We start from the raw sequence: 23,561 nt of genomic DNA, 5'->3' as shown, positions 1-23,561 counted from the left end.
CAGCATGCAATCGAAGTCCTTACGCTTCAAAGCAGAGCAGGCGGAATTCGCATCATCGCGGCTTGCAAAGCCGGTGAAGCGGGCGCGGTAGACCGTGCTGGCTCCCTTGCCGACGGCCTCGGTATAGGGCGAGGCATTGGCGAGCGCATTGCCGGCCTTGGACTTCGCTTCCGAGAGAAGATCCTTGGCAGCCTGGGCGGTTGGTGTCGCCGCGATCTGCACCTGCCAGCTTCCGGATACCATCGGCTTGCTGGCGGTTGCCGTCTGCTTATTGTCGGCCAAGATCTCATCCATCGCAGCCGGTCGATCCATCGGCACGGTAACGTTCGAGGCGGCAGCGAATGCCATCGGAACGACCTCAGCGCGTTTGCGCGGGGTGGCTGCGGTGGTCTGCGTATCGACATCCACGGCAACATCGTCCGATGCAGACGCCACTTCAACCTGCTTGGCCATCTTGCCGCCACCGACGCTCGCCATCAGACGCGATGTTGCGACGGGGGCTGCCTTGGGCACATAGCGATCCAGCAGCGACGCCATCATCGCATCGCGGCCGCGCGCGGTGGCGCCGCCCATGACGACGCCGATCACCCGGCGATTGCCCTGGCGCACGGCGCTGACGAGGTTGAAGCCGGATGCATTGGTATAGCCGGTCTTGATGCCGTCCATGCCTTCATAGCGATACATCAGGTTGTTGTGCCCACGCACGTAATGGCCGCGGTAGTTAAAGCTCGTCTGCGAGAAGAGCCGGTATTCCTGGGGATAGTTGTTGATGAGCGCGACGGCGAGCGTCGACATATCTCGCGCTGTCGTCCACTGCTGCATGTTCGGAAGGCCCGAGGCATTCAGGAAGGTGGTGCGGCGCATGCCGAGTTCGCGCGCCTTCTGCGTCATCATCCGCGCAAAGCCGCTTTCGCTGCCGCCAAGCGCTTCCGCCATGGCGGTTGCGGCGTCGTTTGCAGACTTGATGATCATGCCATCGACGGCTTCGCGGACGGTCACCGTACCGCCGGGCTTCAAGCCGAGCTTGGTCGGCGGCTTGGCGGCGGCGAAACGCGAGACCGGGATCCTGGTATTCCAGCCCAGCTTGCCGCGGCTGATCGCCTCGAAGGTCATATACAAGGTCATCATCTTGGTCAGCGATGCCGGATGGTTGAGGTCATCCGCATTGCTGGATGTCAGCACCTTGCCGGTCTTTGCATCCATGATGAAATAGGCGCTGCCAGCGAAGCTCGCCACCGGAGCGCTCAACAGCAAGACGGCCGCAGACAAAGCCATCAAAAGTCGTTTCATAATTGTCCCCAACCGAAAGAATGCCAAAACACCGCATCAATCCCTGTATGATTTTGCGACAAAAAGCCTGATACCGGTGCGATATTGAGGCAACAGCCTCGATAGATCTTCAATTTTGCCTTTCCTGGTAAAATAAGCATTAACGCATTGGAAATTATGGCAAAGATTCAGTAAGGTTTAACGGGGATGCGCTATAGCGTTGACATTGGTCAACCGGGTCGAGCCGCATGGAACAGGGCATCAAGGTCCGCCTCAAGCGCAAGATGATCTCAAGCGGGCTTGAAGCCGCCGCAATCTTGAAGGGTGCGGGGCTGATGCGCGACGTTGCGGGCCTCGGCACGATATTCACCCTTCATCACGTCCGCCCTGCCCTCCCCCGCCGTTTTACGCCCAATGCGCATCTGGAGGTCTCGCCCGACTTTCTCGATCAGGCGATCGCACGGCTGAAACAGGACGGTTACGAGTTCATCGCACTCGACGCTCTTCCATCACGAGCAAAAGGCGCTGCCGGCACGCCACCCTTCGTCGCCTTTACGCTCGACGACGGCAACCGGGACAATCTCGATCACGCCCTGCCAATCTTCGCGCGCCACGATGTGCCCTTCACCGTCTTCGTCGCGCAGGGGCTTTCGGAGCGGACCCATAGCATATGGTGGGAAACGCTGGCCGAACTGCTTGGCCGGCTTGAGCGTCTGACATTCGATTTCGGGTCGGGAGACGAGTTCCTGCCACTCGGCAAGAACAGCCACAAGCATGCCGCATTTGCCCGCTTCGCCGCCTTTGTCCACAATCATGAGGAAAGCGAAGCCGTCAGCCGGATCGATGAGCTTGCGCGGGGTCACGGCCTGGAGCCGCTCGACATCGTCCGTGCATCGATCATGGATCGGAACGAATTGCGGCAGCTCGCCCGCCATCCCCTTGCCTCCCTCGGCGCTCATACGGTGAGCCATCGGGCATTGGCAAGGCTCCCCGAGGCAGAGGCCGTCGCAGAAATTGCACTCTCGGCCGATTATGTCGCCGACATCACCGGAAAGCGGCCAACCACAATCGCCTACCCCTATGGCACGAACGAGGCCGTCTCGCCGCGCGAGGGCCGGCTTGCGGCAGAGCTCGGCTTTTCCGTCGGCGTCACCACGCGCCCCGGCACAATCACCGCAGCAAACGGCAACTCGCCGCTATTGCTGCGGCGGCTATCGCTGAACGGCCATTACCAGAAACCCCGCTATGCGTCGGCACTTGCATCCGGCATCCCCATGCGGCTGATGGGGCGCCGAGAGCCGGCATAAGGTTTACGGATACATCCGCACCTTTTGCCAGGCGCCTTCAGGCATATCGCGACGAAATTCGATACGATCGTGCAGGCGAAACTGGCGGTCGTGCCAAAATTCGATCGACAGCGGTCGGATGCGGAATCCGGACCAGTAAGGTGGGCGCGGAATATCGCCTATCGCGTAACGGGCGGTATATTCGGCAACGGCCTTTTCTAACGCGAAGCGGCCTTCCAGCGGTCGCGACTGCTTTGAGGCCCATGCCCCGATACGGCTGCCGCGAGGCCTTGTCTTATAATACTCGTCGGCTTCCTTATCGCTCACCACTTCAACCAGGCCACGCAAACGCACCTGGCGACGCAGCGACTTCCAGTGGAAGCACATGGCCGCTTTCTTCTGGGAAAGAATTTCTTGGCCTTTCTGGCTCTCGAAATTTGTATAGAATACGAATCCGTCGCTATCGAAACCTTTCAGAAGAACCATGCGGACATTTGGCAAACCATCCTTATCCACCGTTGCCAGCGCTACCGCATTCGGATCGTTCGGTTCGGTGGTCTCCGCCTCACGCAGCCAGGACGCAAAGAGACTGAAAGGTTCGTTCTGCTCGGTGAAGTCACCGCTTGTTAACTCGTTTTCCGACATATTAATTCAAAAGCTCCGCAATTCCTAATAACCGCCGGCCCCTCTGGCTGGCCAAGATGTTCGGGTGGAAGTCATAGCAAAGTCGATCGTTCATACAAAGCGCAAGCTTGCAAAAGGCGTGACGATGGCTGTCGCCCTAGTCTCCCTTTTCTCCCTTGGCGGCTGCGTCGGCGGCGGCATGGACTATCTGAGCTCTGCCAAGGTGGATCGCAGCGTATCGACAGGCACGGTGCCGACCGCACCGGTGACAGCGGACAGTATCTCCGACGAGACCACGGTGCGCAATGCCGTCACCTCGGCGGACCTCAATAAGCTCAACGGCCAGCCCATACCCTGGGCAAATACCTCGACCGGCAGCGCCGGCGTCATCGACACGATTGTCGAAAGCAACGCCTCCGGCGTGGTCTGCCGTCAATTTCGCACCAGCCGGCACTCCTATCAGGGTGTTGCCAACTTCTCCGGCAGGACTTGCCTTGTCGGCCTCGGCGAATGGCAGCTGCTGAGCTTCCAGCAGGCGGGCTGACCGCCTTTCTTCCCTTTTTGTCCCGCCCTCAAATCAGTTCACGCTGAGAGGCATTTTATTGCAATCGGCGATGCGCTTCCGGCTGCAAATACCAAGCATCACGCGTTAGCGATCGGCTAACCATGCCTTGAAATGCAGGCCTTCAGGTCCCATCCGCCGTAACGCCTGATTAGCAACTTTTCCCGCAGGATCGGCTCATCGGCGCATCAGCCTTGCCTCCCATGACAGGGAAGCAAGATGGCGAAGCGCTATCAATTGGTTTTTTGCTTGGGGTGCTGCAATGGGGCTGGGCACACCCATGAATGATGGCGGGAAAGATGCGGGATCCGTATAAGGTGCTGGGCGTTAGGAAGGATGCGGGGGCGGACGAAATCAAATCCGCTTGGCGCAGCTTGGCAAAGACTGCTCATCCCGATCACAATCTTGGCGATCCGACCGCGTCAGAGCGGTTTGCCGAAATCGGCCGTGCTTACGAGACATTGAAAGACCCCCAGAAGCGCAGCCGCTACGATCAGATCGCGCGCATGGCCGAGGCGAAGGGCCAGAGCCAGGAACAGACGATCATACAGCAGCGGCAGGCGGCCCGAGAGGCCGCCGAACGAGCCAAGGCCGCGCGTGCCAATGCCGACAAGATCATGGAAGAGCTCGCCCGGGCCAACGCCCGCAAAGCGGCAGCCTCCGCTGCATCCGGCCAACAGGGGAACGCTGCCGAATCGCCGGAAGACATGGTCGAACGCATTTTCGGAGTGAAGACCAGCCAAGCGCAGCAGGCACAGGCCACCGCGGCAACAGGCGCAAAGCCGGCGGAAAAACCGCAGGAGCAACCCGACACCGCGGCCGCGGAAGAGCCCCAGGTGGAAGAAGAGCAGCTGGCCACGGCTTCGGCAGCAGCCAGCTCGCGCTCCGCCTTTGGCATCCTCGGCTCTCTGGTGCGGCGCATCACGGGCGGCAATGCGCCCGAAAAGCCGCCGGAGAAAACCCCGGAAGTCGCCGCCGAAGCCACGGTAACGCTCGACGACATGCTGAAGAGCCGCTGGATTGCCGTTCCGCTGCCCGACAACCGTGAGGCACGCTTCCAGGCAACGACGGACATCTCAAATGGCGAGGTACTTCACCTCAAGGGCCAGGGACTGAAACTGCCGGGCATGCTGCGCGGCGATGTTGCCGTCACCGTTCACCTGTCGACCGATGGGCGCTTCACACTCGACGGTAGCGATGTGCGTACAATATTGCCCATTACCATAGAGAATGCCGTTCTCGGTTGCGAAACCACGGCCGAAGGATTGAACGGGCCGGTCAGTATCACGGTGCCGGCCTGGTCCGGTTCGGATCAGATCGTGCGCATTTCCGGCGAGGGATTGCCCGACGGCAATGGCGGAAAAGGCGATCTCATCGTCGAATTGCGGCTGATGCTGTGGGAAAAACCCGACGACAAGGTCACGGATCTCATGCGCAGCATGCGCGAAGGGCTTTTCCTGTGAAATTTTGGTGACAACAGCACCCTTTGTTACGATCCCTAACAGTTGATGATCTTTACGATGCTTGAACCGGGGGTCGGCCTATGCCATAGGCAGGTTCATCTAAAGTTCAAGGGAGCATAATATGGCTCAAGCCACTGGCCTCATGGCAGGCAAACGCGGCGTCATCCTCGGCGTAGCAAACAACCGTTCGATAGCGTGGGGTATTGCCAAGGCCTGCTCGGATGCCGGAGCCGAAATCGCATTGACGTGGCAGGGCGATGCCCTGAAGAAGCGCGTCGAGCCGCTCGCTCAGGAACTCGGCGCCTTCATGGCCGGCCATTGCGACGTGACCGAGCCGGCAACGATCGATGCCGTCGTCGACACGCTGGAGGCGAAATGGGGCAAGATCGATTTTGTCGTGCACGCCATCGCGTTCTCGGACAAGGATGAGCTGACCGGCCGTTACCTCGATACCAGCCGCGACAACTTCACGAAGACGATGGACATCTCCGTCTATTCCTTCACGGCAGTTGCACAGCGCGCCGAGCGAATTATGAATGACGGCGGCTCGATGATCACCCTCACCTATTATGGTGCAGAGAAGGTCATGCCGCACTACAACGTCATGGGTGTCGCCAAGGCCGCTTTGGAAGCCAGCGTGCGCTACCTCGCAGTCGACCTCGGCAGCCGCGGCATCCGCGTCAACGCGATCTCGGCAGGCCCGATCAAGACGCTCGCAGCGTCCGGCATCGGCGACTTCCGCTACATCCTGAAGTGGAACGAATATAACGCGCCGCTGAAGCGGACTGTCACGATCGACGAAGTCGGCAATTCCGCCCTCTATCTGCTGTCCGATCTGTCGACGGCCGTTACCGGCGAAATCCATCACGTCGATTCGGGCTATCATACGGTCGGCATGAAGGCCGTGGACGCGCCCGACATTTCTGTCGCGAAGGACTGACCAACAGGAAGCTGACCGTGTCGCCCATCCTCTATGTGATACGCCACGGTCAGACCGACTGGAATGCTGAACGCCGGCTGCAAGGGCAGAAGGATATTGACCTGAACGCCATCGGCCGGGAACAGGCGCGGCAGAACGGCGTCGATCTCGCGGAAATCCTCGCTTTCGAAAACATTCCCTTCGATTTCGTCGCAAGCCCATTGCGGCGCACCCGCGAAACCATGGAAATCGTTCGGCAGGCCATGGGGCTGCCGCCCAAGGACTACAGCACCGACGACAGGTTGGTCGAAGTGTCCTTCGGGGCCTGGGAAGGCTTTACCCTTAAGGAATTGAAGGCGACGGAGCCCGACCGTCTTGCCGAGCGCAAGGCGAACAAATGGGACTTCATCCCGCCCGGTGAAGATGCCGAAAGCTATGAAATCCTCTCCTGGCGTGTGGGCTCATGGCTGGCATCCGTCGACCGTCCAACGGTTTGCGTCACGCATGGCGGCGTCATCCGTACGCTGTTCCGTCTGATCGGCGATGTCGAAAAGGAAGAGGCGGCGGAAATCCCGATCCATCAGGACCAGATCCTGAAGGTCGATCCGGAAATGAAGATTATCGGCTGGATGTAACGCGCTTCCGGATGACACCGAGGATCGTCGCCTCGCACAACTGCTTAAAACCGATCAATCGAAAGTTCTAGGTTCCCCACCGCGTAAGTGCCTGGCGAAGCCGGAGTTTATTGGACAATATCAAGATCGTTGACGACACGCTTGCCATCCACTTCCGTATAGAAGACGACGACCTTCACGCCGGCCTGCAGGCCGCTGAAATCGAAATCCTCGGGCACCTGGTAGCTCTTGCCATCATCCAGCGTGATGTTGAAGTTCTTCGCATCGACCTTCTTGATGACGGCCTCGACATCTGCGCTTTCAGCAAAACCAGCGACAGGAGCAAGCAGGCTTGCCGTGGCCAAAAGCGTCGCTACAAAGAAGCGCATCGTCGTCACCCTTCAGGTAAATTGATTATGATTTCTTATGCGGCCTAGAAAACACGTCGAATATGGCGGAAGTTGCCCCCAATAGTGACGTCGCTCGCCCAATTGGTGAATGCATCGTCACAATCCACAATTCGGATTAATCTTTGTTTACCATGCCGATGCTTGAGGAAGAAAAACGCCGGACGCCGTTTCCGAGGCAACTGAAAGAAAGATTTTGTCTTGTCGGCATTTTGGCCTATGAGTGGGCCGCAATTGCAAGTGACAAGACGCGGCCTGCCGTCAGGCTGCGCTAATCCGGTCGTTTTACATGTCGCATAATACATTCGGTCACCTCTTCCGCGTCACCACCTGGGGCGAAAGCCACGGCCCGGCGCTCGGCTGCGTCGTCGACGGCTGCCCTCCGGGCCTCCGTTTCAAACTGCAGGACATTCAGACCTGGCTCGACAAGCGCAAGCCGGGGCAATCGCGCTTCGTGACGCAGCGGCGTGAGGACGATCTCGTCAAGGTTCTGTCGGGCGTGATGTTCGACGAGGATGGCGAGACGATGATCTCGACCGGCACGCCGATCTCGATGCTGATCGAGAATACCGACCAGCGCTCGAAGGATTATGGCGAGATCGCCCGGCGTTATCGCCCCGGCCATGCAGACTACACCTATGACATCAAATACGGCATTCGCGACTACCGCGGCGGTGGCCGCTCATCGGCCCGCGAAACCGCGGCGCGCGTCGCTGCCGGCGGCATCGCCCGTCTGGTCGTGCCCGGCGTGACCATCCGCGGCGCGCTGGTGCAGATCGGCAAGCACAAGATCAACCGCGCCAACTGGGATTGGGCTCAAGTGGATCAAAACCCATTCTTTGCGCCCGATCCTGAAATCGTGCCGGTATGGGAAGAGTATCTCGACGGCATCCGCAAGGCCGGCTCCTCGATCGGTGCCGTGGTGGAAGTCGTGGCGGAAGGCGTACCGGCCGGGCTTGGCGCACCGATCTACGGCAAGCTCGATCAGGACATCGCCTCGCTGCTGATGTCGATCAACGCCGTCAAGGGTGTCGAAATCGGCGAAGGTTTCGCATCCGCCGAACTAACGGGCGAGGAAAATGCCGACGCGATGCGCATGGGCAACGACGGCAAGCGCATTTTCCTGTCCAATCATGCCGGCGGCATCCTGGGCGGTATTTCCACAGGCGAGCCCATCGTCGCACGCTTTGCCATCAAGCCGACTTCGTCGATCCTGACGGAACGCCAGTCGATCGATGCCGATGGCAACAATGTCGACGTGCGCACCAAGGGCCGTCACGATCCTTGCGTCGGCATTCGTGCCGTACCGATCGGCGAGGCGATGGTCGCCTGCGCCGTTGCCGATCATTATCTGAGGGATCGCGGCCAAACGGGCCAGCATAGGTAGGGACTTCGAGATGTCTTACGATCAGAAGCGTGTTGTCGATGCCATCCGGGCTTTCGAAGCCGGCGAGATCGTCGTCGTCATGGACGATAACGACCGCGAGAACGAAGGCGATCTGATCGTTGCCGCCGTTCACTGCACGCCGGAAAAGATGGCCTTCATCGTCCGGCACACTTCCGGTATCGTCTGCACGCCGATGCCGCGTGAGGAGGCCAAGCGGCTGAACCTCAACGCCATGGTCGCGGAAAATGATTCCGCCCATACGACGGCCTTCACCGTTTCCGTCGATTTCAAGCACGGCACCACAACAGGCATTTCCGCCGACGACCGGACGCTGACCGTGCGAAACCTTGCCAATCCGAACGTCGGTCCCACCGATTTCGTCCGTCCCGGCCATATCTTCCCGCTGGTTGCGCGCGAAGGCGGCGTGCTGATGCGTTCGGGCCATACCGAAGCCGCCGTCGACCTCTGCAAGCTTGCCGGCCTGCCGCCGATCGGCGTCATCAGCGAGCTCGTCAATGATGACGGCACGGTGACACGCGGCCAGCAGGTGGTGGAATTCGCCGAGCAAAACGGCCTGAAGCTCGTCTCCGTCGCCGATCTCATCGCCTATCGCCAGCGCAAGGAAACGCTTATCGAGCTCGGCACCAGCTTCGACATCGAAACACCGTTCGGCAAGGCACGCGCCCATACCTATTCCTTGCCCTGGGACACGATGCAGCATCTCGCCGTGGTCTTCGGCGACATCCGCGACGGCATCGATATTCCGGTCCGGCTGCATCCGGAAAGCGTCGCCGAAGACCTGTTCGGCAAGCGCCGTCCGGTCGATTTCTACATGAAGAAGATCTCCGAGGAAGGCCGAGGCGTCATTATTTATCTGCGGGAAGGTTCCGTCGGTGTCGGTCATTTCGACAATGGCCGCAAGGCGCGCCAGGCCGAACGCGAAAGCCATGCCGAGGCGCAAGCGCGAGATAGCGAATGGCTGGAAATCGGCCTCGGCGCGCAGATCCTGAAGGATCTCGGTGTCAGCTCGATCAAGCTGCTCACCAGCCGCGAACGGCACTATGTCGGCCTCGAAGGTTTTGGCATCAAAATCGCCACAACGGAAATCTGCTGATTCCACCCTCCCCTTGAGGGGGAGAGTCGGAGCAAAGCTCCGGGGTGGAGTGATCGCGTCGATCTCCGCAACCAAACAATTGTCACCCCCCCCGCCGCTGCGCGGCGACCTCCGCCCTCAAGGGGGGAGGTGATGAAAACTCGCGATCCAGCAGGCCCATCATGATGTCGTCGTGCCAGCGGCCATTGACGTAAGCGGTCTCCCGCTCCCTTCCTTCGACGATGAAGCCGCATTTTTCATAGGCGCGGATGGCGCGCTTGTTGTAGGCGAGCACGCGTATTCCGATGCGATGCAGTCTCATCTCGCCGAAGGCATGATCTAGCAGAAGCGTGATCGCTTCCGTGCCAAAGCCTTTACCAAGCAACGCCGGATCATAAATCCCGATCGCCATCGTCGCGCGCCGGTCCTGGCGATTGACGTTATCCAATCTGATCACGCCGGCAAAGGCGCCCTTGATCTCGATAACCCATGCGTGAGGGTGATCGGCAATACCCTGAACCCATCGCGTTGCGCCCTCCCGGGTGATAGGCTCGATGTCCTCCTTGTTGACGCCATACATCTCCACGATCTCGGCATTGGTGCCCAAAGCGAAGCGCACATCGGCATCCTCGGCACATGGCTGGCGGAGCCTGACATTGCTGCCTTTTAGAATCAGCGACGACAACGAACTCTCCTCTTCGGGTGTTCTTCTGCCTATTGGACTCTGTCAGTTATGTCCCTTCAAGGGGAATGTGGCAAAGCTTACAATCGATCCGGCCATGTGGCACCGAATAGGCGAAGCCAATTATCATAGGCAAATTTTCGCAGGGTTAGTTCATCGAATCCGCTTTGGCGCATGGCATCCACGAGGCGCGGCAAGCCGCTAGCATCTCCGATCTCGCGAGGCATGACGGCACCATCGAAATCCGATCCGAGAGCGACCCCATCCGGTCCAACGCGAGTGATGAGGTAATCGATCTGGCGAATAACGGCGTCGAGCGGGGTGTCCTCGTCAAGATTGGCATCCGCGCGGATATCGTTGACGGCCAAATTCAGCCCAACGACCCCGCCGGTGTCGCGGATCGCGTCCAATTGCCGATCGGTCAGGTTTCGGGTCGATGGACATATGGCATGGGCGCAGGCGTGAGTGGCCACGAGCGGAGCGGTGCTCAATGCGGCGACATCCCAAAACCCGCGCTCGTTCAGATGGGAAACATCGATCATGACCCCGAGTTCGTTACACCTTCTGACGAGGCTCTTTCCCAAATCCGTGAGGCCGGGTCCCGTGTCGGGCGATCTCGGATAGGCGAACGGAACGCCGTAGCCGAAGATATTCGGACGGCTCCACACAATGCCTAGGGATCGAAGGCCGGCATCGTAAAGGCTATCCAGATAGGCGAGATCGGGGCCGATGGCATCGGCCCCTTCCATATGGAGCACGACGGCAAAGACGCTGGCATGTCGAGCCGCCTTGATCTGGCTGACGCTCGTTGCCAGACGGACTCTACCGTCCGAGCGTTTGATTAGCTTCTTTATGGCCGCAAGCTGCCCGTCGATTTGCCGGCGGGCATGGTCCGGATGCAAAGCTTCAGCATAGCGAACTTCGTAGCCATCATGGGTGATCGTCAGGTCAGCCACCGGCTCATGCTCCGGCGCGGCGTACAGCGCAAACAATCCGCCGGCCAAGCCTCCTTCGAGTGCTCTTGGAAGATCGAGATGTCCGGCCTCGGACCGCGCCAGAAAATCGCGGCCGTCGGCCTTATAGTCCAACATGAACTGGACCGCATCATTATGCCCATCGAAAATCCGAATAGTGTCCATGCGACCGCAGTCCCAAAAAATCAACAGCCGTTCCCCGGACGCCGCTCACCACCATCTCTCGAAAGGCAACAGGCGGTCATCACCGCCAGCCGTCGAGAAACACGACCTTCTCGACGCCGGTGAAACGGGCAATACGCTCCAGTTCCGCTTCCAGCTTCTCCAGTCGGCCGGCGGATGCCTTGACGCCCGGTTCTAGCCACAGGCGCTTGACGTCGAGAGTGCCGGCCTTACGATCGGCCTTCATATCGATCCGGCCGATCAGACGGTCTCCTTCCAAGAGCGGAAAGACATAATAGCCGTATTCGCGCTTCGGCTCCGGCACGAAAATCTCGATACGATAGAAGAAGCCGAAGAGGCGTTCGGTGCGATTGCGATCGCGCAGCGTCGGATCGAAGGGGCTAAGCACGCGGATGCGGGCCGGCGCTTCGGCATGGCTGTCGAGCGTGTCATGGAAATCTTGGAATGCGAAGGAAGGACGAGGCTTGCCGCCGCCGGCGGGCTCGATCAGCACTTCGGTCAACTCGTCACGATGCGTCTCGATCCAGCTTTTGGCTTCCTGCGGCGTCACGAGATCCCAGAAGGCGGCGATTTCGCCTGAGGTCGCAAAACCGAGGCGCTGCAGCGCGCTGCGGCAGGCCCAGTCGACGAATTCATCGTGCTCCACTTCCGGCTCATGGAAATGAGCCGGAAGCACACGTTCCACGAGGTCGTAGACCTTCTGGAAATTGGTGCGGCCGGCGATCGCGAACTTGCCGGTGCGCCAGAAATATTCGAGCGCCGTCTTGTTGGGGTGCCAATTCCACCAGCCACCGGAGACATGATCCTCCGCCTTGACCTCGCGGGCGGTGATCGCGCCGTTCTTCAGCACGCGCTCGTAGGTTTCCTCGAAAGCCGCCTCGAACCCCTCGCCGCGCCATTTCCGCCAGCGCTCGATGATCGCCACTTCCTCGCGGCGAAAACGGTGCTTCCAATAGACGAAGAAAGCGCTCGGTAGGATGGAGGCGTCGTGCGTCCAGTTCTCGAAGAGCGCGCCGTCCTTTTCCAGAAGTTCCGTCAGATGCTCGCGCCGATAGGTCTGGTTGCGCGAAAACAGGATCTGGTGATGGGCACGCTCGACGGTGCCTATGCTATCGACCTGCACGAAGCCGATGTCGTGGATGAGCTGCAACAGCCCCGCCTTGGTCAAGGCGCGGTTCGGCGGATTGGCAAGCCCCTGCTTGGCAAGGAACACGCGGCGGGCGTCACGATTCGAGAGCAGATTCGTCATAAGCAGATCATAGGCATAAATTCCCATGCTTTCAAAGAGGCCCTGATTTGATAAATCGAGGCGATGCGCTATAGCTCCGTGATCACACCGTTGAACAGGGAAACTGCTTGGATATCCGCTTCGACAATGCCGGCGTCGATTACGGCACGCGCACCGCGCTGTTTCCGCTGAGCCTGACACTGAAGGAGCGCCGTATCGGCGTCATCGGTCTCAACGGTTCGGGCAAGACGACCTTCGCGCGGTTGATTAATGGACTCGTCAAGCCGACGAGCGGGCGGGTCGTGGTCGATGGGTTCGATACGGTCGGCGACGCTGCCGAAGTGCTCGGCAAGGTCGGCTATATCTTCCAGTCGCCGCAGAACCAGATCATTTTACCCATCGTGCGCGACGACATCGCCTTCGGGCTGAAGGCGCGCGGATATGAAAAGGCTGAGATCGAGGTTGTGGTAGAGGGCATTCTCGAGCGATTCGGCGTTAGCCATCTCGGCGCGCGGCGGGCACATGAGCTTTCCGGTGGTGAGTTGCAGATGGCAGCACTCTGCTCGGTACTTGTCACCGGCCCGGACATCCTCATTCTCGACGAGCCGACCAACCAGCTCGATCTGAGGAATCGGGCACTCGTGCAGAGGACCATGGCAATGCTTCCAGAAAATGTCATCGTTATCAGCCACGACCTGCCGCTACTTGAGGATTTCGAGCGTGTGCTGCTGTTCGACCAGGGCCGGCTTGTTGCAGATGCGCCCGCAATGGAAGCCATCGCCCGCTACAAGGAGATGGCCGGCTGATGCAGACGCTGCATGTGGATGCGGATACATGGGTGCATCGGCTCTCGCCACGTGCGAAGCTGCTTGCGCTTGCCGCACTCGGCCTCCTGTTGTTCGTGACCCAGTCCATCGCGCTGCTCGCCTGCGCAAACCTTGTCGGTGCCGCCCTTTATCTTCGCAGCGGCCTGCTAATTGCAGAGGCGCTCAAGCGGCTGCGACCTATCCTCGTCTCGATTGCCGTCCTGGCCATATTCGCGGCAGTCGTCGGCCCCCTGCACGCAGCCATCGTTACGGCGCTGCGATTGACCGCGCTGGCGCTATTTGCCGCCACGGTGACGGCGACGACATCGATGGCGGCTTTCATCGATGAAATCACCGGGCTTGCCATGCCGCTCGAAAAGCTCGGCCTGCTCAAAGCCGCCGATATCGGACTTGCGATCGGCCTGGTCATCCGTTTCGTGCCTGAAATTCTCGATCGCTACCGCGCGATCCGCGAAGCCCACCAGGCGCGCGGAATCAAGGTTCGCCTGGCAACCACGCTTGTACCGCTCATCATCCTGACCCTGCGCGATGCGGACAACATCGCGGCGGCGATTGACGCGCGCGGCATTCGGCGTCAATGAACGTAAAACTCTTTCGGAAGGAGCCGCCATGAACACCCGCGATCTCGTCCTCTCGGCGCTGTTTGCCGCCATCATCGTGGCGCTCGGCCTCTTGCCGCCAATCCCGATCGGCATCATTCCGGTTCCGATCACGGCTCAGTCGCTCGGCGTGATGCTTGCCGGCGTCGTGCTCGGCGCCAAGCGCGGGACCATCGCAGTGCTCTTGGTGGTGGTGCTTGTCACGATTGGCTTGCCGGTGCTGTCGGGTGGCCGTGGTGGTCTTGCGGTGTTTGCAGGTCCGACGGCCGGCTTCTTCGTCGGCTGGATATTCGCAGCCTTCGTCACCGGCTATCTCTCCGAGAGATTGGTGAAGCCGGAGCAAAGCGGCCTATCTCAGGGAATCGGCTTCTTTATCGCCGCCGTCATCGGCGGCGTGGTGGTGCTTTACGCGTTCGGCATTGCCTGGCTGGCGATCAATATCGGCTTCAGCAAGGCATTTATCGGATCTCTGGGCTTCGTGCCGGGCGATATCATCAAGGCCGTGGTTGCGGCCCTGGTCGGCCGCGCCGTCATGGCCGGCTACCCGCTTCTGCCGCAGCGGAGCTAGGACGACGCCTAGCAAAGCACATAGTCGCTTTCGTCAGCATCACCCTTAATGTATTGAGATGAAAAAATCGCGCGTGAATAAAGAACTCAGAATTATGCCTTTTCGCGAAAAGGTAATACGCCTCATATTCCTATCTATTTTATTTGTACCGTGCTTATTTATAGTTGATTTCTTTAAGTCAGATTTGGTAATGTATATCGTTGGCTGCTCATACATTTACATATTCTACTGCGTCTGTAAGGGAGAAAGCGTTTTTCCCTTTTATTTTCACAATCGCACCAAGAATCGAAAATAGCATTTTGAAAGTCCGGCATAGATAATGTTGCAAGTCTCCGCACTTTCGTGGGACTACAAATCCCATTCCGAGCCTCTAATTAGTTTCGGCATAGTTCAGGCCAAATATTTATAGAGCCAGTCGCGCGTGTCTTCGGGCAGCGGCACGGGATCATGCTCGTCGCCGCGCACCGCGAGCCAGAGAATTTCCACCTCCGCAGCCAGTTCGTTGCCGGTTTCGACCGAGACGACGAAACCGATCGACTTGCCGCCAATCTTGTTAACGCTGATCGAGTAGCGGGCGAGGTCATCATAGTGCAAGGCGTGGTGCAGCGAGCATGATGCCTTCTTGGCGATATAGATAGGCTCGTCGTCGACTAGCGGCCGCGTGCGCCAAAAGTTGGAGAGTGCGGTCTCCGCCTGCGAGATGTAGGAGGCGATAAACATCTGGCCGTGCCGGTCGACATCGCGCGGCGGCACCCTTACCTCGATGACATCGGATCGTTCTGTTCTCGCCATGACGCATAACCTTGGCCGACGCCATACTGACCTTAATGAAAGCTTAACACCACGCTTCGATAAGTAAACGGGCGCCATTCCAAAGTGGTTAAGATGGATTGTTGACATTGTAGTGACATGGTCCATGTCCTGTAATAGGCGTCACACCTCATTTATAGATTGGCCCCATGAGCACACGTCTTTACGAACATCCGATCTTTCTTGAACACATCGTTCCGGCAGGTCACCCCGAACGGCCGGATCGGCTGCGATCGCTGAATATCGCGCTGGAGCATCCGAATTTCGAGCGGCTGGACCGGCGAAAAGCGCCTGCAGCGCATGAGGATGCGGTCCTGCTTGCTCACCCCGAAGAGCATCTGGATTTCGTGCTGCGTTCGATGCCGGACAGAGGCGATGACGGCGAGATCAACCAGATCGAAGCCGATACCTATGCCAGCCCGAAGACGCTGCAGGCGATCATGCATGGCGTCGGCGGCGCCATGGCGGCGGTCGACGACGTCTTCTCCGGTGCGGCCGACAATGTCTTCGTCGCGGCCCGGCCGCCCGGTCATCATGCCGAGAAGACCAAGGCCATGGGCTTCTGTTTCTTCAACAATGCCGCGATTGCCGCCCGCCATGCGCAAAAGGCCCACGGCGCCGAGCGTGTCGCCATCGTCGATTGGGACGTGCATCACGGCAATGGCACGCAGGACATCTTCTGGGACGATCCGTCCGTGCTCTTCTGTTCCACCCACCAGATGCCGCTTTATCCGGGTAGCGGCAAGAAGGATGAAAGTGGCACGTACAATACCATCGTCAATGCACCGCTCTCTCCCAATACAGGCGGCGATCATTTCCGAGAGGCCTTCAAGTCGCGCATCCTGCCGGCGCTCGCCGACTTCAGCCCCGATCTCATCATCATCTCGGCCGGATTCGACGCCCATCACCGCGATCCCCTGGCGCAACTGAACCTGACCGGCGAGGATTTCGACTGGGCGACAGGGCGGCTGCTGGAAGTTGCCGACCGCAGCGCCAAGAACCGGGTCGTCAGCCTGCTCGAAGGCGGCTATGATCTGGAAGGTCTCGCCGAGTCGGCGGGGATGCATATTCTACGCATGATGAGAGGTTGACGATGAGCGAGAACGCCAAGGCAGATGTTTCGGGCTATTCCTTCGAGAAGGCCGTGGCGGAGCTTGAAAGCATCGTGGCACGGCTTGAGCGCGGCGATGTGGCGCTCGATGAATCCATTTCGATCTATGAGCGTGGCGAAGCACTGAAGAAGCACTGCGAGGCGCTGCTTTCGGCCGCCGAAAACCGCATCGAGAAGATCAGGCTCGACCGTGCCGGCAAGCCACAGGGCACGGAAGCCCTTGATGGCGCCTGAGACCCCACCGGAAAATTTGAGTTTGGGTGACATTGCCGGTAGGTTGCGTTCCGACCGAAAGGAGAGCCGTTATGTCCTTCTTCCCAGGCAACGATCCGCAGGCCGGTGATGCCTTCGCCTGCGACGCGATCGAAAATCTGATTATCCCGCGCACCAGCGACCTCGGCGGCTTCTCCGTGCGGCGCGCGCTTCCGAGCAGCCGGCGGCGGCTGGTGGGGCCGTTCATCTTCTTCGATCGAATGGGTCCTGCCATTTTGCGGCCGGGTCAGGCGCTCGACGTGCGCCCGCATCCGCATATCGGCCTTTCCACCGTCACCTACCTGTTCGACGGCGAAATCCGCCATATGGATAGCCTCGGCACCGCCAAGGTGATCCGCCCCGGCGATATCAATCTGATGACGGCCGGGCGCGGCATCGTGCATTCCGAGCGCACACCGGAGAACCTGCGCGACCATCCATTTTCCATGTCAGGCCTGCAGACTTGGCTGGCGCTGCCCGACGACAAGGAAGAGATCGATCCGTCTTTTGCCCACACCGAGAAGGACGAACTGCCTGTGATCGCCGATGGCAGCGTGACCGGGCGCTTGGTGATCGGCAATTTCGAGGGACTAAAGTCGCCGGTGAAATCCTTCTCCGACACGCTCTACGTCGATCTGCAGCTGCAGCCGAACAAGACGTTTCCTTTTGGGGCAGCGCATGAGGAGCGTGCGGTCTATATTCTCTCCGGTTCGCTCGTCGTCGCCGGCGACCGTTTCGAACAGGATCAACTTCTCGTCTTCCGTCCTGGCGATGCGATAACGCTGGAGGCTGGCGAAAAAGGCTGTCATCTCATGCTTTTTGGCGGTGCAGCGCTCAATTCGAAGCGCTATATCTGGTGGAATTTCGTCTCGTCCTCAAAGGAGCGCATCGAAAAGGCCAAAGAAGAATGGCGTACAGGCCGCTTCGATATCGTGCCGGGCGACGAGGAAGAGTTCATTCCCCTGCCGGAGGGCTAACGGGTTCATAACACTCCCACATGTTTCTTGTTCGGGAGCACCTTGAATTCGGCGCCTTTTGTCGCAATCTGTTTTGACGTAAAGGCGGACAACCGCCCAAGAATAGCAAGAAAGAGGCTTCAGCCTTGACACAAATGCCACAGACGCCCCTGCTGGACCGGGTCCAATATCCTTCCGACCTGCGAAAGCTGGAGGACCGGGAATTGCCGCAGCTCGCCCGCGAAGTCCGTGACGAGATGATCGATGCGGTGTCGCGCACCGGCGGACATCTTGGCGCCGGCCTCGGCGTGGTTGAGCTGACCATTGCCATTCACAGCGTCTTCAATACGCCGAACGATCGCCTCATCTTCGACGTTGGACATCAGTGTTATCCGCACAAGATCCTGACCGGGCGCCGCGACCGCATCCGCACGCTGCGCCAGGAAAACGGTCTTTCCGGCTTCACGCGCCGAGCCGAGAGCGAATATGATCCCTTCGGCGCCGCACACTCCTCGACCTCCATTTCCGCCGGTCTCGGTATGGCGGTTGCCGCCGAGCTCGATAATACCGACCGCCGCGTGATCGCTGTCATCGGCGACGGCGCCATGTCGGCCGGCATGGCCTATGAAGCTCTCAACAATGCCGGCGCACTCGATGCACGGCTGATCGTCATCCTCAACGACAACGATATGTCGATTGCCCCGCCGACGGGAGCGATGAGCGCCTATCTCGCGCGCCTCGCCTCCGGCCGCACCTATATGGGCTTCCGGGATTTCGGCAAGAAACTGACCGCCTATCTCGGCAAGAAGGTCGACCGCGCCATCACACGGGCAGTCGAGCACGCACGGGGCTATGTGACCGGCGGCACCATGTTCGAGGAAATGGGCTTCTACCATATCGGTCCGATCGACGGCCATTCCTTCGAGCATCTGCTGCCCGTATTGCGCAATGTGCGCGACAATGCACAAGGCCCGGTGCTGATCCATGTGGTGACGCAGAAGGGCAAGGGCTATCCCCCGGCCGAAGCGGCTGCCGACAAATATCATGGCGTCAACAAGTTCGACGTCATCACCGGCGCTCAGACTAAGGTGAAGCCGAATGCGCCGAGCTACACAAGCGTCTTTGCGGACGCTTTGGTGCAAGAGGCGACCCTTGACGACAAGATCGTCGGCATCACCGCCGCCATGCCGAACGGCACCGGCCTCGACAAGCTGCAAGAATTCTTCCCCAAGCGCTGTTTCGACGTCGGCATTGCCGAGCAGCATGCCGTAACCTTCGCCGCCGGCCTTGCCGCTGAAGGTTATAAGCCCTTTGCAGCCCTTTACTCCACCTTCCTGCAACGCGCCTATGACCAGGTGGTGCATGATGTGGCGATCCAGGGCCTGCCGGTTCGCTTCCCGATAGACCGTGCGGGCTTCGTCGGCGCCGATGGGCCGACACATGCCGGCTCCTTCGATACCGCATTCCTCGCCACCCTGCCCGGTTTTGTCGTCATGGCCGCCGCCGACGAGGCAGAGCTCAAGCATATGGTACGCACAGCCGCCGCCTATGATCTCGGCCCGATTTCCTTCCGCTATCCACGTGGGGAAGGCGTCGGCGTCGATCTGCCGGAGCGCGGTCAGATTCTCGAGATCGGCAAGGGCCGCGTCATCAAGCAGGGGACGAAAGTCGCCCTGCTCTCCTTTGGCACGCGTCTGGCCGACAGTCTTGCAGCCGCCGAGGATCTCGACGCTGCCGGCTTGTCGACGACGGTGGCCGATGCGCGCTTCGCCAAACCGCTCGACCGCGATCTCATTCGCCAGCTTGCCGCCCACCACGAGATCCTCATCACCATCGAGGAAGGCTCGGTCGGGGGCTTCGGCAGTCAAGTCATGCAGTTCCTTGCCAATGACGGCCTGCTCGACAGCGGCCTGAAGGTCCGCTCGCTGGTCATGCCCGATATCTGGATGGAGCAGGCTAAGCCTGAGGCCATGAATGCCATGGCGGGCCTTGATCGCGCCGGCATCGTGCAGACGGTATTCCAGGCACTCGGCCGCGGCCGGATTGTCGAAGCAGCCGGATGACGCGCAAAAATCAGGCGGCCATACGGCTGCTTGACATCATCAGGTCCGAGCATATCAGGCATCGAGTGCATTGAAGACCGCTACACGGTCCCGTCCTGCTGCCTTGGCCTGATAGAGCGCAGAGTCGACATTCTTCAACAGCGGGATACGCGTCGCGCCATCATGCGGCGCGAGCGCGGCGCCGATGCTGAGCCTTGCGAAAATCGACACGCCATCTACAGCGAAAGGGGCCCTGAAGGCTGCAAGCAGCCGTTCGGACAGGGATACGAGTGCATTCCTGTCGGGCGAGTCCGGGACGAATATCGCAAATTCGTCACCTCCCATGCGCACGACGATGTCGTCCGCGCGCAGGACCGAACGGATACGCACGGATGCCTCGCACAGAACTTCGTCGCCGACATTGTGACCGAAACGGTCATTGATCGATTTGAAGCCATCCATGTCGAGATAGAGGACGCCGAAATTGCTGCCTGTCGCTACCGCCGTGCTCAACGCGCCATCAACAACAGCTTCCAGCGCCGACCGATTGAAGAAACGGGTCAGTGGATCGGTCATGGCCGCCGCGCGCAAGCCATTCTCGGCTATTCCCATCAACAGGTTCGTTTTCTGCAGTCGCAGGAGCGCGCTTGCGATCTGGGCAAAACGCCTGAGGCTCTGCTCCTCGTTCAAAGAAAATTGCCTCGGTCTCTGATCGAGGATGCAGAAGGCACCTACCGGCAGACCGTTCTCCAATCGCACCGGCGCACCGGCATAAAACCGAAAATGGGGATCATCGAGCACGAAAGGGGCAGTCTTCAGCTCCGGTTCTTCCGTAAGGTCCGGAAGGACCAGCAGTTCGTCATCGAAAACCACCCGCGTGCAGATCGACATATCGCGCGAGCATTCGGCGATCTTCAGCCCTGCCTGGCCTGCTATGCGTTGCCAGTCCTCGTCGATAATGTTGATTGCCGCATAGGGCGTCTCGAACACGCCTCTTGCTAGTTCCGCAAGTGTCGCGAGCTCCGGCGTCGGACCGCTGTGAATCGCATTCAGGGAGCGTACGGCCAAAAGTCTCTGTGTTTCATTGGCCGGAACTCGGACGAGCTGTCCCATTCAGATCTCCCTCAGCATCATTATGCGTACTATAAAAAGGGGCGTTCGCCGCTCAGGGCAACCCTGCCGCCGATCAAATATTTAATAAATCTTGACCAAAGGATGGTCCGCTGAAAACAAGGTCATGACCCAAAGAGCCGCTCTTCCAGGGAAAGAACGCTTCCGGCGCGGCGGCGCTGCACCATAGTCGGACAGGCCGCAGCTGATGATGCTTCTCATACACATTGTGAAAAAGCAAAGCGGCCCGCCGCAAGGCGACGGGCCGACAAAGTCCATGAAGATGATTCGCCGTGAGCCGTCCCTAGAGGGCGCTCACGAAGCCATCGTCGAACGCTCAGAATTCTTCCCAATCGTCCCGCGCGGTGGCGGCAGCTGCAGCGGTTGCCTTTCCGGCGAAGGCCTTGGCAACGGTGCGGCCCAGAGCCCGAGCCGGTGATGCGGCCGGTTTCGAGCGTGCGGTCGCAACGGCCGGCCGGACAGGAGCAGCCTGTGCGGCATCGCCGAGGCGGAACTGCTGGAGCAGCTCGTTAAGAGCTGCGGCCTCGCGAGCGAGCGCATGGCTTGCCGCCGTCTGCTCCTCGACCATGGCGGCATTCTTCTGCGTGCCCTGATCCATGTTGTTGACGGCAGTGTTGATCTCCTGCAGGCCGGTCGACTGCTCGCGGGTCGCCGTCACGATCGCGCCGACATGGCGGTTGATTTCCTGCACTTCCGACACGATCAATTCCAGCGCCTTGCCGGTCTCGCCGACCAGCGACACCCCAGTATTGACCTGATCGCTCGACGTCGTGATGAGCGATTTGATCTCTTTGGCGGCGTTGGCGGAGCGCTGAGCAAGCTCGCGCACTTCCTGAGCAACGACCGCAAAGCCCTTGCCGGCATCCCCCGCACGCGCGGCCTCGACGCCGGCGTTCAGCGCCAAGAGATTGGTCTGGAAGGCGATGTCATCGATGACGCTGATGATGTTGCTGATTTCGCCCGAGGATTTTTCGATCTGCTGCATGGCCGAGACGGCTTTGCGAACCACTTCGCCCGACCGTTCCGCACCGAGGCGGGCACGTTCAACGAGATGGCCGACATCCTCGGCCCGCTTGGCGGAGTCGCGAACCGTCGTCGTGACCTGCTCTAGTGCTGCGGCCGTTTCTTCGACGGCGGCAGCCTGCTGTTCGGTACGGTGCGCCAGATCGTCGGCGGCGGAACGAATTTCGTCAGCACCCGCATTGATGGCGCGCGCATTGAAGCCGACAGACTGCAGGGCGGCTTCCAACTTCTCGACTGCATTGTTGAAATCGGCGCGAACACTATCGAATTGCGGCGCAAAGCTGTTGTGAAGGCGGGTTGCGACATTGCCCGCCGATAGAGCCGAAAGGCCGCCGGCGAGCGCTTCCATGGCGAAGCGGATTTCACCTTCCTCCCGCGCCTTCTGCTCGTCATTCATCAGGCGCTGACGTTCGGCATCGCCGCGCATGCGCTCGGTCTCACCGGCAAGACGCAGCTTCTCGATGCCGGCCTGCTTGAAGACGAGCACTGCATCGGCCATGCGGCCGATTTCGTCGCCGCGGCCAACAGCCGGGACTTCGACGTCATGCTCGCCATTTGCCAGACGGCCCATGGCCGCCGTCATGCCGACGATCGGGCGCACGATGATCCGCGACAGCAGCCATGCAAGCACGGCGGCGGCGAGCGAGGCGAAGATACCGCCGGCGATAAGCGTTAGGCGAAGATCACCGTTGGCATCGTCCTGCATGGCTGCCAGGTCGCTCGCCCTGGCGCGTGCGGCCTTCTTGATCTTGGCGGCAGCTTCGCGGAAGCCATCAAGCTGACCCTTGGTTTCGTTCTGGCCGATCTTGACGATCTGGTCGAGCGGCATCTCGGTTTCCTTGCGCGCCTTGGCCTGTGGCTCCGCAAGCTGATGGAAATAGAGATCGGCAGCCTTTTGCATGTTGTCGATCGCCTGCTGCAGATCCGGAGAATCGGCCGCGATCTGCTTGGCGGCGGCGATGCTTTTCAGCATCCGCTCGCGATTGTTGAAGATATCGCCATAGGTGCTTTCGCTGCGCAGCAGCAGGAAGCCGCGCAGATTGACAGCCTGTTCCAGCATGGCCTGCAGGGAATCGTCGATCTGGCTGACAAGCTGCTGCGACTTGGTCTGCTCGGCGGCGGCACCGGCCGACACTTCTTCCTTGGAATAGACGAATGCCGAAACGCAGGCGAAGATGGCGATCAACGCCGTGAACGTGATGGCAAGCTTGCCATTCAGCGAGAGTTTTTTCGCAAACATGGGCGAGCGCCTCCTGAGCGCCGGTCCTGGCGAGCATCGTCCGGCCGTCATTGGGAGGGGTACGGCCGATGCTCGAAGAATTCAGGGAGGGCATGATTGGGACGCAGACGCGCGAAGCCTTCATGGCAGGCGGTGACCTGGGAACGGATCACCGCAATCCCCGGCATGAGTAGAGGCTTCGGCTTTAAATTTATTTAATTTGCGCGGGCGGCTCAGCTCAACGCTAGGGCGGTTCAGTTTTCACGGAATCCCTAAACCGCTTTAGCGCTTTGGTTTCACGCAATTCCGGACGGAAAACCGCTTGTCTTATG

23 protein-coding genes are annotated in these 23,561 nt (G+C 59.9%); 14 read left to right on the top strand and 9 right to left on the bottom strand.

What is annotated here, in order from left to right:
* A partial coding sequence (locus AC13RM_RS30605; protein ID WP_488556077.1) for a serine hydrolase occupies nucleotides 1-1,290 on the bottom strand: 1,290 nt, incomplete at its 3' end.
* Nucleotides 1,291-1,517: 227 nt separating this feature from the next.
* On the opposite strand from AC13RM_RS30605, the gene AC13RM_RS30600 reads away from it, so the two are divergent.
* Nucleotides 1,518-2,576: a polysaccharide deacetylase family protein gene (locus AC13RM_RS30600; RefSeq protein WP_488556076.1), complete on the top strand. Its 1,059-nt coding sequence runs from the start codon at nucleotides 1,518-1,520 to the stop codon at nucleotides 2,574-2,576.
* 3 nt (nucleotides 2,577-2,579) lie between these two features.
* Here the strand turns inward: AC13RM_RS30600 and pdxH are convergent, their stop codons facing one another.
* Nucleotides 2,580-3,200 carry a pyridoxamine 5'-phosphate oxidase gene (gene pdxH / locus AC13RM_RS30595; RefSeq protein ID WP_015339042.1) on the bottom strand — a complete coding sequence of 207 codons (621 nt, stop codon included), beginning with the start codon at nucleotides 3,198-3,200 and terminating at the stop codon, nucleotides 2,580-2,582.
* A 64-nt stretch (nucleotides 3,201-3,264) separates the two neighbouring features.
* On the opposite strand from pdxH, the gene AC13RM_RS30590 reads away from it, so the two are divergent.
* From AC13RM_RS30590 to AC13RM_RS30575, 4 genes are all read left to right on the top strand, one after another.
* Nucleotides 3,265-3,723: an RT0821/Lpp0805 family surface protein gene (locus AC13RM_RS30590; protein ID WP_113232040.1), complete on the top strand. Its 459-nt coding sequence runs from the start codon at nucleotides 3,265-3,267 to the stop codon at nucleotides 3,721-3,723.
* 317 nt (nucleotides 3,724-4,040) lie between these two features.
* Nucleotides 4,041-5,204 (top strand): DnaJ domain-containing protein, encoded by a 1,164-nt coding sequence (locus tag AC13RM_RS30585; protein WP_374815642.1) that lies wholly within the window; start codon nucleotides 4,041-4,043, stop codon nucleotides 5,202-5,204.
* A 121-nt stretch (nucleotides 5,205-5,325) separates the two neighbouring features.
* Nucleotides 5,326-6,144 carry an enoyl-ACP reductase FabI gene (gene fabI / locus AC13RM_RS30580; protein ID WP_374815641.1) on the top strand — a complete coding sequence of 273 codons (819 nt, stop codon included), beginning with the start codon at nucleotides 5,326-5,328 and terminating at the stop codon, nucleotides 6,142-6,144.
* Nucleotides 6,145-6,161: 17 nt separating this feature from the next.
* A complete protein-coding gene (locus tag AC13RM_RS30575) occupies nucleotides 6,162-6,758 on the top strand; it encodes a histidine phosphatase family protein (RefSeq protein WP_440477614.1) in 597 nt (198 codons plus the stop codon).
* A gap of 107 nt (nucleotides 6,759-6,865) precedes the next feature.
* Here the strand turns inward: AC13RM_RS30575 and AC13RM_RS30570 are convergent, their stop codons facing one another.
* Nucleotides 6,866-7,126, bottom strand: coding sequence for a DUF1344 domain-containing protein (locus AC13RM_RS30570; RefSeq protein ID WP_015339036.1), 261 nt, complete (start codon nucleotides 7,124-7,126; stop codon nucleotides 6,866-6,868).
* A 307-nt stretch (nucleotides 7,127-7,433) separates the two neighbouring features.
* Between AC13RM_RS30570 and aroC the strand changes: the two genes are divergently transcribed.
* Together aroC and ribB are read left to right on the top strand one after the other, a co-directional pair.
* The gene (aroC, locus tag AC13RM_RS30565; RefSeq protein WP_488556075.1) at nucleotides 7,434-8,531 is read left to right on the top strand and encodes a chorismate synthase; all 1,098 of its coding nucleotides are present in this window, start codon (nucleotides 7,434-7,436) and stop codon (nucleotides 8,529-8,531) included.
* A 10-nt stretch (nucleotides 8,532-8,541) separates the two neighbouring features.
* Nucleotides 8,542-9,645 (top strand): 3,4-dihydroxy-2-butanone-4-phosphate synthase, encoded by a 1,104-nt coding sequence (gene ribB, locus AC13RM_RS30560; protein WP_095434143.1) that lies wholly within the window; start codon nucleotides 8,542-8,544, stop codon nucleotides 9,643-9,645.
* 82 nt (nucleotides 9,646-9,727) lie between these two features.
* Here the strand turns inward: ribB and AC13RM_RS30555 are convergent, their stop codons facing one another.
* The 3 genes from AC13RM_RS30555 to AC13RM_RS30545 all read right to left on the bottom strand — a co-directional run bounded on the left by AC13RM_RS30555 (nucleotide 9,728) and on the right by AC13RM_RS30545 (nucleotide 12,712).
* Nucleotides 9,728-10,309 (bottom strand): GNAT family N-acetyltransferase, encoded by a 582-nt coding sequence (locus tag AC13RM_RS30555; protein WP_488556074.1) that lies wholly within the window; start codon nucleotides 10,307-10,309, stop codon nucleotides 9,728-9,730.
* Between the two features lie 77 nt (nucleotides 10,310-10,386).
* On the bottom strand, nucleotides 10,387-11,445 hold the full coding sequence (locus AC13RM_RS30550; protein ID WP_440478919.1) for a dipeptidase: 1,059 nt from the start codon (nucleotides 11,443-11,445) through the stop codon (nucleotides 10,387-10,389).
* Between the two features lie 79 nt (nucleotides 11,446-11,524).
* Nucleotides 11,525-12,712, bottom strand: a complete 1,188-nt coding sequence (locus AC13RM_RS30545) for a winged helix-turn-helix domain-containing protein (RefSeq protein ID WP_374824913.1) — start codon at nucleotides 12,710-12,712, stop codon at nucleotides 11,525-11,527.
* A gap of 107 nt (nucleotides 12,713-12,819) precedes the next feature.
* Between AC13RM_RS30545 and AC13RM_RS30540 the strand changes: the two genes are divergently transcribed.
* From AC13RM_RS30540 to AC13RM_RS30530, 3 genes are read left to right on the top strand one after another with little or no spacing between them, the layout of a single operon-like run.
* A complete protein-coding gene (locus AC13RM_RS30540; RefSeq protein WP_113232035.1) occupies nucleotides 12,820-13,497 on the top strand; it encodes an energy-coupling factor ABC transporter ATP-binding protein in 678 nt (225 codons plus the stop codon).
* Nucleotides 13,497-14,099, top strand: coding sequence for an energy-coupling factor transporter transmembrane component T family protein (locus AC13RM_RS30535; RefSeq protein ID WP_374824910.1), 603 nt, complete (start codon nucleotides 13,497-13,499; stop codon nucleotides 14,097-14,099). Before AC13RM_RS30540 ends, AC13RM_RS30535 begins: the two co-directional genes overlap by 1 nt.
* Nucleotides 14,100-14,127: 28 nt before the next feature.
* Nucleotides 14,128-14,685 (top strand): biotin transporter BioY, encoded by a 558-nt coding sequence (locus AC13RM_RS30530; RefSeq protein WP_285176254.1) that lies wholly within the window; start codon nucleotides 14,128-14,130, stop codon nucleotides 14,683-14,685.
* Nucleotides 14,686-15,075: 390 nt separating this feature from the next.
* Here AC13RM_RS30530 and AC13RM_RS30525 read toward each other — a convergent pair whose 3' ends face one another.
* Complete coding sequence (locus AC13RM_RS30525; protein WP_285176257.1) at nucleotides 15,076-15,477, bottom strand: acyl-CoA thioesterase; 402 nt, start codon at nucleotides 15,475-15,477, stop codon at nucleotides 15,076-15,078.
* A 167-nt stretch (nucleotides 15,478-15,644) separates the two neighbouring features.
* Here AC13RM_RS30525 and AC13RM_RS30520 point away from each other — a divergent pair, with 167 nt between their 5' ends.
* From AC13RM_RS30520 to dxs, 4 genes are all read left to right on the top strand, one after another.
* On the top strand, nucleotides 15,645-16,586 hold the full coding sequence (locus AC13RM_RS30520; protein WP_113232031.1) for a histone deacetylase family protein: 942 nt from the start codon (nucleotides 15,645-15,647) through the stop codon (nucleotides 16,584-16,586).
* 2 nt (nucleotides 16,587-16,588) lie between these two features.
* Entirely contained in the window at nucleotides 16,589-16,840 is a 252-nt protein-coding gene (locus AC13RM_RS30515) for an exodeoxyribonuclease VII small subunit (protein ID WP_015339025.1), read from the top strand.
* A 71-nt stretch (nucleotides 16,841-16,911) separates the two neighbouring features.
* A complete protein-coding gene (locus AC13RM_RS30510; protein WP_374824906.1) occupies nucleotides 16,912-17,835 on the top strand; it encodes a pirin family protein in 924 nt (307 codons plus the stop codon).
* 125 nt (nucleotides 17,836-17,960) lie between these two features.
* Nucleotides 17,961-19,877, top strand: a complete 1,917-nt coding sequence (gene dxs, locus AC13RM_RS30505) for a 1-deoxy-D-xylulose-5-phosphate synthase (protein ID WP_285176260.1) — start codon at nucleotides 17,961-17,963, stop codon at nucleotides 19,875-19,877.
* Nucleotides 19,878-19,931: 54 nt separating this feature from the next.
* Here the strand turns inward: dxs and AC13RM_RS30500 are convergent, their stop codons facing one another.
* Both AC13RM_RS30500 and AC13RM_RS30495 read right to left on the bottom strand, forming a co-directional pair.
* On the bottom strand, nucleotides 19,932-20,969 hold the full coding sequence (locus tag AC13RM_RS30500; protein ID WP_440478918.1) for a GAF domain-containing protein: 1,038 nt from the start codon (nucleotides 20,967-20,969) through the stop codon (nucleotides 19,932-19,934).
* A gap of 334 nt (nucleotides 20,970-21,303) precedes the next feature.
* Complete coding sequence (locus AC13RM_RS30495; protein ID WP_285176264.1) at nucleotides 21,304-23,250, bottom strand: methyl-accepting chemotaxis protein; 1,947 nt, start codon at nucleotides 23,248-23,250, stop codon at nucleotides 21,304-21,306.
* Between the last annotated feature and the right edge of the window lie 311 nt (nucleotides 23,251-23,561).

The organism is Martinezella sp. CNPSo 3732 (genome assembly GCF_057784515.1).
The sequence above is the reverse complement of the archived record's forward strand: the minus strand, read 5'-3'. Positions and strand labels throughout refer to the sequence as shown.